The following is a 12,621-nucleotide window of genomic DNA, read 5'->3' on the forward strand; positions in this document are numbered from 1 at the left end:
GCCTACTTCTTGCGCCGGCCACCGAGCAACGCCACCGCCAGGCCCGCGGCGAACAGCACGACGCCACCGGCGACGAACACCCACACGGGCACACCGCCGGAGTCGTTGTCGCCGTCGGCATTCTGTTCGCCGGGCTTGGGTCCGGGTGTGCCCGTACCTTCCTTGCTCAGCGTGAAACTGCGGGTGCCGCTCACCGGGTGACCGTCGGCCGAGGTGACCCGGAAGGCGATGGTGTACTCACCGACCGGCCCCAGTTCACCCACTTCCACACTCACCGTGTCACCTTCGACGAGCACCTCGCCCTTGGACCACAACCGGCCGTCGGGACCGACCACGGTCAGCGACGGGAAGTTCTGCTGCAGTTCCTCGTTGAAGGTGATGCCGGCCCGCGCCGGACCCACCTCGACGGTCGAACCGTCCTCGGGCACGCTGCTCACCGCACCGGAATGCGCACTCGCGATCCCGGACGCGGCGAACACGGCGGCGAAGAGCACGGTGAGTACGGCGATGAGCAGGCCGGCCACCCGGCTCGCGCGCATCACGGCTTCCTCGAACGCGAGACCAGGCCGAGACCGAGCGCCGCGGCGAACAGGCCGAGCGCCAGGCCCGCACCGCCGAGCCAGCGCGACACCTTGTCGGACTCGGGTTCGGTGGTGTCGGTCGAGGCCACGTGGTGCTCGCCACCGTCGGAACCGCCCGTGTCACTCAAAGTGAGGGTGGGGGCCGGGTATTCGGGTTCGGCGCCATCGGTGCTGGGCTGATCCCAGCTGACGACTCTGCCGTCGCTGTAGGTCTGCCGGGCGGGGAAGTCCACCGTGTCCTGGGCGGGCAACGGTCCCAGCGAGAGGACGAACCGCTGGAACTGATCCGGTCCCACGCCGGGGTTGCCCGGGTCGGCGGTCCAGGCCACGGCCACGGCCTCGCCCTTGTCGTTGCGTTCGACCTTCGAGGTCCAACCCGGCATCGGTTCGGTGCGAACGCTTTTCACGTTCGGCACGGTGACGCGTAGGGCGGTGGTGGCCGCGGTGTCGGATTCGGTCGGCACCTTGAAGGTGGCGACGGTGTATTTGCCCTGGGCGGCGCCGGGCGCGTCGACGGTCACGTGCGCGGCCGCCGAACCACCGGCGGCGAGCACCAGGCCCGCTGCCAGCGCTATGGCCCCGCTGCCGCGGGAAATGATGTTGTGCATGGAATGCCTTCTGTCCGAAGAGTTCTGATGTGGTGGTGAATCAGGCGAACAGGGGCGGAGCGCGCGGACATCGCGCGCCCTTCGGACGGGCCGTGCGGACGACGGCGACGGTGGACAGCCAGCGGGCCGGGCGCGTGGCGACGACGGGGGAGGGGGTGGTGATCACCGACCGAACCACGCTCGACGCGACGAGATACAGCCGCTCGGCGACGAGTATCAATGCGGCACAGGCGAAGGCGGCGAACAGGTGCGCGAGGACCATCGGTGTGCTCGGCAGATGGAGCAGTTCCGCGTGATGGTCGAGGGTCGCCGACAACGCGAAATGCCCCGCCCACTGGCCACCGACCAACGCCGCCCCGGCACGCACCGCCGGTTCGCCACGGCGCGACTGCCGGACGGCACCGGGCGCGCCACCTTGGGCGAACGCCCCCGCCGCCAGCGAAACCAGCAACAGCAGCGCGACTTCCGATGACCGCGGCACGCCGCCACCACCGAACCCGTGCGCCGCGACGGCCAGCGCGCCGACGAGTACGCCGCAGCCACCACCGCGCAAGCGGGAGGTGAGCTGCGGCGTCGTCACAGTGGACTCAGCGCACGCCGAGCCGGGCGAGCACGTCGTTCTCGAGCACGGACAGCTCCGTGGAGATCGAGTCGTGTACGGCCTTGCGGCGCGCGGCGGGCATCTGCTCGGCCGTACGCACCGCGACGCTCAAATCGGCCAACCGGGTACGAGCCGACTCGACGAACTTCTTGGTGTCGTTGTCGGGCGCGTCGGCCGCGATCTTGTCCAGCGCCGTCTCGGTGTTGGTGATGCGGGCTTGCAACCGCGCGCCGTGCCCGCTGAACTCGCCGAGCTGGTCGAGCCCGATCCCGAGCTGCTGTGCCTTGCGCGCGTCGAGCTGACCACGCACGAAGGTCGCGCCCCGGTAGGCCAGCGGGGCCAGCACCGGGATCAGCACCCGGGCCACCCCGATGTACTTGCGGATCTGCGCCGCGCTGAACAGGTCGCGGTCGGCCTTGGCGGCGAGTTTGTCGGCCGCCTTCTGCTCGGCCTGCAAAGTCGCGATCTGCGCCTTGGCCACCTGCGCCTCGGTGCGCGCCTGTGCCTTGGCCACGCGCCTGCTGGTGCGCTCGCCCGCCTTCGCGGCCTTGCGCTCGTTCTTGGCACTCAGCTTGGCCTCCACCGCGGCTTTGTGCTTGAGCGCCTTCGCCTCAGCGCGCCGGTTGGGCCGCCGCTTCCGTTTGCTGAACAACCCCATGAGATCAGGCCCTCCGTCATGCTCGCCAAGTCATGAGGCAGTGCCGCCGGTGAGCGGCCTGCCGTACTTCGTAGCGTAGTGGGATGAGGGTAGCGATTGGGCAATGTGTCGGGGGGAAGGACCATACTGCTTGCGTGCGTGCAGCCGAGGACGACTTCGACGGCGGGCCGGTGCGTTGCCCGGCCCCCGCTTCCGCTGCGCTCGATCGAGGTGCCGATACCGAGCCGACCGGCTCCCGGATCGCCTTCCTGGACGCGCGCTCGCTGATCGGTTGCAGGCACCGCCTGCGCCTGGACGCCACCCGGCCGGGTGCGCTCGCCGAGGTCCGCGAGGACCCCGGCGTGCAGCAGCGTCGCGAGGCCGCCACCGCCTACCGCACCCGGGTGCGCGACGAACTGGTCGCCGCCGCCCCCGCCGACTGGGTGGTGATCGACCCGCAGGGCCGCGCCGGTGCACGCGTCGCCGACACCATGGCCGCGATGGCCGCGGGCGCGCCCCGGATCTGGGGCGGGTTGCTGCCCCAGGAACCCGATACCGGCCGCCGCGGTGGCGTCGAATTCCTGCTGCGCGATGTCGAGCGCGGCGGTTACATCCCGATCATCGTGGTCAACCACAAGGTCACCGACCCGCGCCGCCCCGATCCGGCCGACTTCCACCCGCTCACCTCCGATCTGTTCCACTGGCAGCCGCGCCGCGACAAGCACGTGAAACTGCGTCCGCAACCGCGCGACCAGCAACGCCTGGCCCACCTCTACCGGATGTTGCAACGCCACGGCATGGCCAGCCCCGCGCTGGTCGGCGGTACGATCGGCCTGGCCTTCGACCGCATCCTCGTCCACGACCTCACCGGTGTGCTCGCCGACTACGACCAGCGCTACGCCGACCGCATCGCGGTGGTTCGTGGCGAACTGCCGACCCAGCCGTCGAAGGTGCCCGAATGCAGGCAGTGCCCGTGGTGGGGGCGCGGTGAGCCCAGCTGTGAGGCCCAGCTTGCGCTGATGCGCGACGTCAGCCTGGTGGCGCCCGGTTCGCGGGCCGACGTGCTGCGCCTGCACGGCGTGCAGACCGTCGACGAACTTGCCGCCTGGACCGGCGAGGAACCCGATGACTGGCAGCACGGCCCGTTCGCCGAGACCGTGGTCACCGCCCGAGCCTGGATCGCGGGCGCCCCGCTGGTGCGCCGCTTCGACACCGTGAGCGTGCACCGCGCCGACGTGGAGGTCGACGTCGACCTGGAGAGCTATCAGGAAGACGGCGCCTACCTGTGGGGCACCCTGCTCGACGACGTGTACCGCCCGTTCTACACCTGGGACCCGCTGCCCACCGCCGACGAGGGCCGCTCCTTCGGCGAATTCTGGACCTGGCTGATGCGGGTGCGGGCCGACGCGCACGCCGCGGGCAAGACCTTCGCCGCCTATTGCTATTCGCGCACCGCCGAGGACAAGTGGCTCTACGAGTCGGCCCGTCGCTTCGCCGGCCTGCCCGGCGTGCCCACCCACGACGAGGTCCGCGCGTTCGTCGACTCGTCCGACTGGGTCGACATGTTCCAGGCCGTCACCGAACAGTTCATCTGCCCCAACGGCAAGGGGCTGAAGAAGATCGCGCCGGTGGCCGGTTTCGGCTGGCGCGACGCCGAGGCCAGTGGTGAGGCGTCGATGGGCTGGTACCGCCGCGCCGTCGGCTACGACGCCGCCAGTGACCTGTCCCAGCGCACCCGGCTTTTCGAATACAACGAAGACGATGTGCGGGCCACCCAGGTGCTGCGCGATTGGATGACCCGGCGGGCGGTGGCCGAGGTCCCGTCGCTCGAGGACTTCGCCCGCGGTGGGCCCGGCAGCGGTAGCGCCGCGTAACCACGCAGGGTCCTCCGGGAGCGCCGCGGTGTGGGCAGTAATAACATCGTGGGCGTGACAGAAGCAGTCGAAACCCTCGAGTTCCAGGCCGAGACCCACCAGCTCCTCGAGCTGATGATCCACTCGGTCTACTCCAACAAAGACACGTTCCTGCGGGAGCTGATCTCGAACGCTTCCGACGCACTGGACAAGCTCAAGCTGGCCGCGTTCCAGGACAAGGACCTCGTCGCCGACACCGCCGATCTGCATATCGAGCTGGAGGTCGACCGGGACAACCGGGTCCTGACGGTTCGCGACAACGGCATCGGCATGTCCCGCGCCGAGGTGATCGACCTGATCGGCACCCTCGCCAAGTCCGGCACCGCCGAATTGCGCCGCAAGCTCACCGAAGCCAAGTCCGATGCGGCCGCCGAGGAGCTGATCGGCCAGTTCGGCATCGGCTTCTACTCCACGTTCATGGTCGCCGACCGGGTCACCCTCACCACCCGCAAGGCGGGCGAGACCGAAGGCACCCGCTGGGAGGCGGCCGCGGGCAGCTCCACCTATTCCATCGACACCGTCGCCGACCTGCCGCAGGGCACCTCGGTGACCCTGGCGCTCAAGAGCGCCGACGAGGACGATCACCTCTTCGACTACACGCAGGAATGGAAGCTGCGCGAGATCGTCCGCAAGTACTCCGACTTCATCGCCTGGCCGATCCGCATGCAGGTCGAGCGCACTGTGACCGAGGGTGAGGGCGAGGACAAGGTCGAGAAGACCATCGTCGAGGACCAGACCCTCAACTCGCAGAAGGCGCTGTGGACCCGTCCGCGCGGCGAGGTCACCGACGAGGAGTACAAGGAGTTCTACCACCACGTCAGCCACGCCTGGGACGATCCGCTCGAGATCATCCCGATGAAGGCCGAAGGCACTTTCGAGTACCAGGCGCTGCTGTTCCTGCCCTCGACCGCGCCGTTCGACCTGTTCACCCGTGAGCACAAGCGCGGTGTGCAGCTGTATGTGCGCCGGGTGTTCATCATGGACAACTGCGAAGAGCTGATGCCGGAGTATCTGCGCTTCGTCAAGGGTGTCGTCGACGCGCAGGACCTCTCGCTGAACGTGTCGCGCGAGATCCTGCAGCAGGACCGCCAGATCCAGATGATCCGCAAGCGGCTGGTGAAGAAGGTGCTGTCCACGATCAAGGACATGCAGGGCGCCGAGGACCAGACCAAGTACCAGACGTTCTGGTCGCAGTTCGGTCGGGTACTCAAGGAGGGCTTGCTCTCCGACACCGACAACCGCGAAACCTTGCTCACCGTCTCGTCTTTCGCCTCCACCGCCTCCGATTCCGAGCTCACCACGCTCGCGCAGTACGTGGAGCGGATGCCGCAGGGCCAGGATGCGATCTACTACATGACCGGTGAGAACCGGGCGCAGGTGGAGAACTCGCCGCACCTGGAAGCCTTCAAGGCCAAGGGCCGTGAGGTACTCGTGCTCACCGACCCGGTCGACGAGATGTGGGTCGGCTCGGTGCCGGAGTTCGACGGCAAGAAGTTCCAGTCCATCGCCAAGGGCGAGGTCGACCTGGAGTCCGAGGAGGAGAAGAAGGAGACCGAGGCCCTGCGCGAACAGCAGGACAAGGACTACGCCGACCTGCTCACCTGGCTCGGCACGACCCTCGGCGAGGTCGCCAAGGAGGTGCGCCTGACCAACCGGCTCACCACCTCACCGGCCTGCCTGGTCGGTGACGTCTTCGACTTCACCCCGATGCTCGAGCGCATGTACCGCGCCTCGGGCCAGGCACTGCCCGAGTCCAAGCGCATTCTCGAGCTCAACCCCACCCACCCCCTGGTGACGGGTCTGCGTGAGGCCTACGACGCACGCAAGTCCGACGCCGATGAGGGCAAGGTCCCCGAGCTCACCGAGACCGCCGAATTGCTCTACGGCACCGCGGTTCTCGCCGAGGGCGGCGAACTCAAGGACCCCGCCCGCTTCGCGCAACTGCTCACCGATCGGCTGACCCGCACGGTGTAGCGCGGCCCGCCTCCCCGCGATTTTTCCGGTCGCGGGGAGGCGGATGCGTTGAATTCTGGATGCTCAGCTGGGCGGCGACCGGCACCATGGACAGATGATGGGTCACCGGATCCGGCGGGCGCGGCCGGCGGACTACGACGCCGTCATCGGTGTCATCGACGATTGGTGGGGCCGCGCGGTCGTACACAACCTGCCGCGCATGTTCCTCGACCACTTCCACCGCACCAGCCTCATCGCCTCCGACGAACACGGAATATCCGGTTTCCTCGTCGGTTTCGGCTCCCCGTCGGACCCCGACACCGCCTATATCCACTTCGTCGCGGTTCGCCCCGACGCGCGAAAGGCCGGTCTGGGTCGCAGTCTCTACGACGACTTCTTCGCGATCATGCGCGCCGAAGGCCGAAAAGTGGTGTCGGCCATCACTTCACCGTCGAACTACACCTCGATCGACTTCCATCGCAGCCTCGGGTTCGCGGTGGCCGGGCCGGTCGCCGACTACAACGGGCCGGGACGGGCAGTCATTGTGTTCTCGCGCGGTGTGTGAGCCACCACGTCGGTGTAAACGTGTGTTCGGGGCCCCGGAGAAACATATTCTCGGGGCCCCGATCGCACGAATTCGCCGGTTCTAGCGCGGCGCCATGCGCAGCGCGCCGTCCATCCGGATGGTCTCGCCATTGAGGTAGTCGTGGCTGGCGATGTACTCGACCAGCTCGGCGTACTCATCGGGCCGGCCCAGACGCGACGGGAACGGCACGCCCGCCTCGAGGCCCTTGCGGTACTCCTCGGTGACACCGGCCAGCATCGGGGTGTCGATGATGCCGGGCGCGATGGTGTTCACGCGGATGCCGAACTGGGCCAGGTCACGCGCGGCCGGGACGGTCATGCCGTGCACGCCACCCTTGGACGCGGAGTAGGCGATCTGGCCGATCTGGCCCTCGAACGCGGCCACTGACGCGGTGTTGATCACCACGCCGCGCTGGCCGTACTCGTCGACCGGCTCGGTCTTGGTGATGGCGTCGGCGGCCAGGCGCATCACGTTGAAGGTGCCGAGCAGGTTCACGGTGATGACGGTGCGGAACAGCTCCAGGTCGTGCGGGCCGTTCTTGGACAGGATGCGTCCCGCCCAGCCGACACCGGCGCAGTTCACCACGATGCGCAGCGGCGCCGGGCCTTCGGTGACCTGGGCGATCGCGGCCGCGACCTCGTCGTTGCTGGTCACGTCGGCCGCGATCAGGGTGACCCCGGCGGGCACGTTGTCCCCGGCGCGCTCGATCGACTGGGGGATATCCAGACCGAAGACGGTGGCACCGGCGTCGGCCAGCCGCTTGGCGGTGGCGGCACCGAGGCCGGAAGCGCCTCCGGTGACAATGGCTGCGGAACCCGAAATCTCCACGGATGGTCCTCTCTGTGTTGAATGGCGGCTGGTGCCGCGGTTCTCGGCGCTGTGACCCCGCCGCTTCCCTCCCTACGGGTACTCCTTCGTCGCACCCTTCGGTCAGTCCAGCGACGGGGGCGCGCCGAGAACATGGTGGTTCGCGGTTATTCGCCGCTTGCCAACAATGGCACTTTAACGCGTGGCGGTGTGGTGTGGGACACCCCTACCTCGGGGGTGGCAAAATCACCGCGAACAGGGGTGTTTTCCGGTGGTAGCGTGCCGTCATGAGATCGTTCGCCGGTCCGTCGGTGGCCGGCCGCAAGGTCCTGATCACCGGCGCCGCCCGCGGTATCGGCGCGGCGCTGGCCCGTAAACTCGCCGCGCACGGCGCCCACGTGGCCCTGCTCGGGATCGAACCCGAACTGCTCGCCGAAGTGGCCGCCGAATGCGGTGACGTGCCGTGGCGCTACTGCGATGTGGCCGACCGGGCGCAGGTGGAACGGGTGGTGCCCGCGCTGGTCGCCGAACTGGGCGGTCTCGATGTGCTCGTCGCCAACGCCGGAATCGCCAAGCAGATGGCGATGATCGGCGGCGATCCGTCGGTGCTCGAGGAGACGCTGGCGGTCAACGTGCTCGGCGTCGCGTACGTGGTGCAGGCCGCGGGCGGTTACCTGGCCCACCCGCGTGGGTATGTGCTGATGATGTCCTCCGTCGCCACCGCCGTGCAGTATCCGCTGGGCGGCGCCTACACCGCCGCCGCGGCCGCGGTAGCCTCCCTCGGTGCCACCCTGCGCAGCGAATTGCGTTCCACCGGAGCGAAAGTGGGCGTCAGCTACTTCGCCGGGATCGACACCGAGATGACGGTTCGCGGCTTCGACACCCGTGCCGCGCACACGATCCTCGGCGGCACCAGCCTCACCGGCGCCTCACCGGTCGGGCCCGCCGTCGACGCGATAGAGGTGGCGATCGCCCGCAGGCGCAAGACCGTGGTGTCGCCGTGGTGGGTGGTACTGGTGCGTCCGTTCCGGCTGCTGGCGCAACTGGTGGTGCAGCGGCTACAGGGCAACCGGGTGGCTCGCGCCGTCGAGATCGCCCGCGTCGAAGAGGTGCCCTTCACCACCGTCCAACCCGCCCGACCCCGCAGAATGGAACGGCAATGAGCGATTCGACCCTGCGTCAGCTGCCGCGCGGACGCCATCATCTTTCGCGTGAGCAGGTGGTGGCCTCCCAGCGTGAACGCATCCTCGTCGCGATGGGGGAGGCGATGACCGAACGTGGATACGTCGGCACCCCCGTCGCGGCGGTGCTCAAGCGCGCGGGGGTGTCGCGCGAGACCTTCTACGAGTTGTTCCGCTCCAAGGAGGACTGCTTCGCGGCCGCGTTCGACCGCGCTTCGGCCGCTTTCGCCGCGCGGTTGCACCAGGTGATCACCGAATCCGCCGACACCGACGCGTGCACCAGGATGGATCGCATCCTCACCGCCTATTTCACCCACCTGTCCGACGATCCGGCCGCGGCCAGGTTGTTCCTGGTGGAGGTGTACGCGGCGGGTCCGTCGGCGATCAGGTCGCGGATGGCACTGCAACACCGATTCGTGGAGGTGGCGGCGGCGATGCTCGGCGCCGAGACCGCGCAGCAGCAGTTCGCGTGCTCGACCCTGGCCGCCGCGATCGGTTTCATGGTCACCGCCAAGATCGCCGACGACGACCTGGACAGTCTGTGGGAGATCAAGGACCAGCTGATCGACCTGGCGCGCCGGTCCGGGTCGGTCTACGGCAACGCCTTCGCGGACTGATCGGCGCGCTGCTCGGCGGGTGTGGGGCGCGCGAGCCGCCACGCGCCGATACCGGCCCCCACCGCGGCGGGTGCGAGCGCCGCCAGGCCCACCGTGGCCCAAACGGCCAGACCGGGCCCGAACGCGTCGAGCAGGGTCTTGGCGGCGAAGAACAGGAACAGCAGGCCGGAGGCGATGGCGATGCCGCGTTCGGGCAGGTGCTTACCCGCGATCTTGCCCACCACGATGGCCAGCCCGCCGGCGGCGACCATGCCGGCCACCGAACCGGCCCACACCGCCCACCAGCTGTTGTTCGAGGCCAGCGCGGCGGCGGCGAACATGGTGCGGTCGCCCAGTTCGGCGAGCATGAACGCGGAGATCACCACGAGAAAGGCATTGCGCGTGCTCGGCGGTTCGGGTGTGGTCTCGGGGTCCCCGGGGCCACCGAGTGCGTCCCGCAACGTCCACAGCCCGACCGCGAGCAAAGTGAGGGCGGTGACGACGGCGATGGCGTTCGCCGGCAGCGCGGTGCCGAGGAAGTGGCCGACACCGGCGGCGATGAGGTTCACGGCCACACTGGCCACGCTGATGCCCGCGAGCACCACCCACCAGCGGTAGCGCAACGAGAATGTCAGCGCCATCAGCTGCGATTTGTCACCGAGTTCGGCGAGGAAGATCACGCCGAAACTCAGCAGGATGGTGGCGATCATGGACTCAGCTCCCAGGAAACAACTCCGGCCTGTGGCTGAGACGGGTACGCCTTCAGCCACACCGGTCAATGGATCGGTTCGTGGCCGAAGGTCTCGCCCACCGATCGTGACCGGTTCACGCAGCCGGACCGCGCCGGGTTCCGGCGGCGATCAGTATGTCGACTGGGCGATTGCGGGCTACTCCCCTTCGCTGCTGTCCACCCTAGCGCGGTAGCTCCGGGTATGCCAACCTTGTGTAGTCGAAATCGCAATGCGCACAATAAGTTTGGCTGTGCGGTGGTAATAGTTCGGTGGCCCTGATCCGAACCGTCCGCAGACCCGTTGCCGGCGGTTCGCTCACCCGCCGCGGCGAAAGCCTCAGGCCGCCAGCAGCATTGCCAGCACCGCGGTATCGGGATGGCTGATCGGATCCATTCCCACCCGGCTCACCAGCGAGGTGACGGTCCCGTCGAGCTCGGCCTCGGCCCACGCCGCGCGATGCTCCAAACCCAGATGCGGCACCCCCGGCAGCAACACGCAGCCCGACGCCGCACCGGCGCATTCGGGCAGTGACGGCTGGGTCTCCGATGGCGGATGCAACATGATCAGCGCGGGCGGCACGTGTTCGGCGAAGCGTCCGGGCTCGATCGCCTCCGCACCGAGCACCGGGCCCTCGGCCAGCACCAGCCCCACCGTGTCCGGTTCGGGGTCGTCGGGTAGCTCCTCGCGCACCCCGAACACGGTGGAGGTCACCAGCAGTCCGGGCAGCGACGCCACCCGTACGGCCAGCACCAGCACCTGCGCCCACTCCTTGGTGGTGTCCGGCCACCGCCCCGACACCACGAATCCCTGTAGTCGACCGCCCGCCTGAAACGGCGTGATCCCGATCGGACCCTGCGTCATCATGATGGCCTCCCGAGTCCCGGGGGCGCTATGCCCTATAGATCAGGAATAGCCCTGAACCCCTCTGGCACACAAGTACCAACGAGTGCCAGAACCGGTCAATACACGCAAAAAGACCTCCCAGCGAGTGCTGGGAGGTCTTTTCGTGTGTGGGTCTTACCCGAAGATGAGGCCCTTGCCCTGCGACACTGCGCGGGAGTAGCGATCCTGCACGTCGGCCCAGTTGACGACGTTCCAGAACGCGGTCACGTAGTCGGCCTTGACGTTCTTGTACTGCAGGTAGAAGGCGTGCTCCCACATGTCGACCTGCAGCAGCGGGATGATGCCGGTCGGAATGTTGGCCTGCTGGTCGTAGAGCTGGAAGGTCAGCAGCTTCTGGCCCAGGGTGTCGTAACCCAGGACGGCCCAGCCGGAGCCCTGCAGACCGTTGGCCGCGGCGGTGAACTGCGCGCGGAACTTGTCGAACGAACCGAACTGGTCGGCGATGGCCGCGGCCAGGTCGCCTTCCGGCTGGTCGCCGCCGTTGGGCGACAGGTTCTTCCACCAGACGGTGTGGTTGTAGTGGCCACCGAGGTGGAACGCGAGGTTCTTCTCCAGCAGCAGGATGTTGGCGAGGTCGCCGGACTCGCGGGCTTCCTCGAGCTGCTCGAGCGCCTTGTTGGCGCCGGCGACGTAGGCGGCGTGGTGCTTGGTGTAGTGGATCTCGTTGATCTGGCCGGAGATGTGCGGCTCCAGAGCTCCGAAGTCGTAATCAAGTTCCGGCAGCGTGTAAACGGCCACGATGTCCCTTTCCGTGTGTCGGGCTGTGTGCGCCCAGTTCGGACGACAACACCAACCATCATTCGTACACCCGCCCGGTGCAACCCGCGAACCGTGCCCCCACATTCCCCGGCGCAGCTCGAGCGCCGATGCCCGGAATTACAGCGGCGGCGCGATATCTGCCTTGGCCGCGCGGGCATCGCCGGCGTTGTGCGCGGCCCACCAGCGGCGACCGCCCTCGATGAACTCCGCCATCGGGATCTCGCTGCCGCTCAGGTCGGTGACGGTGATCTTGTCGAACCACACGCGCACGTCGAGTTCGCGCGGGTCGATGCCCTCTTCCTGGGAGAACTCGATGACGTGGGCCGGGATCCGCTGGTCGAGCACGGTGTCGAAGCTGAGCAGATCGCTCCACAGGCTCCAGCCGCTGTCGTCGAGGTCGATGAATTCCCAGCCGTGCAGGCCGCCGCCGCCGAAGCTCTCGATGGCGTCGTCGAGTTGTTCCAGGCTCAGCGGGAGTACGCGGGGAGCGACATCGTCCCAGCGCTGGATACGTAGCGACGCCGCGACCCGGGTGACACCGGTGAAGGTGAGCCGCACTTTGCAGTCGACCGGGGCGGGTCCGTCGGCCGGTAGGGTCAGCACCTCCAATGCGAGTTGCAGCCGGCCCGCAGCCGCGTCCACCTCTACCCCGAGACAGGTGGATTCGGACAAAGCGGTATTCAAGCCGTTGATGTCGAAACTGTCGAGTAGCCCCCTGCTCACGTTCATGCGCTCAGGCTACCGATCTCGCCGCCCAGATCTCAG

General features: G+C 68.2%; 14 protein-coding genes. 5 read left to right on the plus strand and 9 right to left on the minus strand.

The window, feature by feature from the left end; all coding sequences use genetic code 11:
- Nucleotides 1-2: 2 nt before the first annotated feature.
- The 4 genes from ACFO5K_RS20970 to ACFO5K_RS20985 are packed head-to-tail and all read right to left on the minus strand — an operon-like array spanning nucleotide 3 to nucleotide 2,448.
- Nucleotides 3-539 (minus strand): copper resistance CopC family protein, encoded by a 537-nt coding sequence (locus ACFO5K_RS20970; RefSeq protein WP_378565550.1) that lies wholly within the window; start codon nucleotides 537-539, stop codon nucleotides 3-5.
- Nucleotides 539-1,189 (minus strand): YcnI family copper-binding membrane protein, encoded by a 651-nt coding sequence (locus tag ACFO5K_RS20975; RefSeq protein ID WP_378565553.1) that lies wholly within the window; start codon nucleotides 1,187-1,189, stop codon nucleotides 539-541. Before ACFO5K_RS20975 ends, ACFO5K_RS20970 begins: the two co-directional genes overlap by 1 nt.
- Before the next feature lie 40 nt (nucleotides 1,190-1,229).
- A complete protein-coding gene (locus ACFO5K_RS20980; RefSeq protein ID WP_378565556.1) occupies nucleotides 1,230-1,769 on the minus strand; it encodes a hypothetical protein in 540 nt (179 codons plus the stop codon).
- A 7-nt stretch (nucleotides 1,770-1,776) separates the two neighbouring features.
- Complete coding sequence (locus ACFO5K_RS20985) at nucleotides 1,777-2,448, minus strand: DUF6474 family protein (protein WP_378565559.1); 672 nt, start codon at nucleotides 2,446-2,448, stop codon at nucleotides 1,777-1,779.
- Nucleotides 2,449-2,687: 239 nt separating this feature from the next.
- Here ACFO5K_RS20985 and ACFO5K_RS20990 point away from each other — a divergent pair, with 239 nt between their 5' ends.
- The 3 genes from ACFO5K_RS20990 to ACFO5K_RS21000 all read left to right on the plus strand — a co-directional run bounded on the left by ACFO5K_RS20990 (nucleotide 2,688) and on the right by ACFO5K_RS21000 (nucleotide 6,858).
- Nucleotides 2,688-4,301: a TM0106 family RecB-like putative nuclease gene (locus tag ACFO5K_RS20990; RefSeq protein WP_378566235.1), complete on the plus strand. Its 1,614-nt coding sequence runs from the start codon at nucleotides 2,688-2,690 to the stop codon at nucleotides 4,299-4,301.
- 54 nt (nucleotides 4,302-4,355) lie between these two features.
- Complete coding sequence (gene htpG, locus ACFO5K_RS20995) at nucleotides 4,356-6,314, plus strand: molecular chaperone HtpG (protein ID WP_378565562.1); 1,959 nt, start codon at nucleotides 4,356-4,358, stop codon at nucleotides 6,312-6,314.
- 94 nt (nucleotides 6,315-6,408) lie between these two features.
- Entirely contained in the window at nucleotides 6,409-6,858 is a 450-nt protein-coding gene (locus tag ACFO5K_RS21000; protein WP_378565565.1) for a GNAT family N-acetyltransferase, read from the plus strand.
- Nucleotides 6,859-6,939: 81 nt separating this feature from the next.
- Here ACFO5K_RS21000 and ACFO5K_RS21005 read toward each other — a convergent pair whose 3' ends face one another.
- Nucleotides 6,940-7,707 carry an SDR family NAD(P)-dependent oxidoreductase gene (locus ACFO5K_RS21005; RefSeq protein ID WP_378565568.1) on the minus strand — a complete coding sequence of 256 codons (768 nt, stop codon included), beginning with the start codon at nucleotides 7,705-7,707 and terminating at the stop codon, nucleotides 6,940-6,942.
- Nucleotides 7,708-7,973: 266 nt separating this feature from the next.
- On the opposite strand from ACFO5K_RS21005, the gene ACFO5K_RS21010 reads away from it, so the two are divergent.
- Entirely contained in the window at nucleotides 7,974-8,849 is an 876-nt protein-coding gene (locus ACFO5K_RS21010) for an SDR family NAD(P)-dependent oxidoreductase (RefSeq protein WP_378565571.1), read from the plus strand.
- Nucleotides 8,846-9,484 carry a TetR/AcrR family transcriptional regulator gene (locus tag ACFO5K_RS21015; RefSeq protein WP_378565574.1) on the plus strand — a complete coding sequence of 213 codons (639 nt, stop codon included), beginning with the start codon at nucleotides 8,846-8,848 and terminating at the stop codon, nucleotides 9,482-9,484. The genes ACFO5K_RS21010 and ACFO5K_RS21015 overlap by 4 nt, the downstream gene beginning before the upstream one ends.
- On the opposite strand, the gene ACFO5K_RS21020 is transcribed toward ACFO5K_RS21015, so the two are convergent.
- The 4 genes from ACFO5K_RS21020 to ACFO5K_RS21035 form a co-directional block, all read right to left on the minus strand.
- Nucleotides 9,460-10,173 (minus strand): TMEM165/GDT1 family protein, encoded by a 714-nt coding sequence (locus ACFO5K_RS21020; RefSeq protein ID WP_378565577.1) that lies wholly within the window; start codon nucleotides 10,171-10,173, stop codon nucleotides 9,460-9,462. The genes ACFO5K_RS21015 and ACFO5K_RS21020 overlap by 25 nt on opposite strands.
- Before the next feature lie 357 nt (nucleotides 10,174-10,530).
- Nucleotides 10,531-11,058 carry a peptidase gene (locus ACFO5K_RS21025; protein ID WP_378565580.1) on the minus strand — a complete coding sequence of 176 codons (528 nt, stop codon included), beginning with the start codon at nucleotides 11,056-11,058 and terminating at the stop codon, nucleotides 10,531-10,533.
- 153 nt (nucleotides 11,059-11,211) lie between these two features.
- A complete protein-coding gene (locus ACFO5K_RS21030; protein ID WP_378565583.1) occupies nucleotides 11,212-11,835 on the minus strand; it encodes a superoxide dismutase in 624 nt (207 codons plus the stop codon).
- Between the two features lie 138 nt (nucleotides 11,836-11,973).
- Complete coding sequence (locus ACFO5K_RS21035; protein ID WP_378565586.1) at nucleotides 11,974-12,585, minus strand: hypothetical protein; 612 nt, start codon at nucleotides 12,583-12,585, stop codon at nucleotides 11,974-11,976.
- Between the last annotated feature and the right edge of the window lie 36 nt (nucleotides 12,586-12,621).

Origin of the sequence: Nocardia halotolerans, assembly GCF_042650145.1 — a bacterium.
GTDB lineage: Bacteria > Actinomycetota > Actinomycetes > Mycobacteriales > Mycobacteriaceae > Nocardia > Nocardia halotolerans.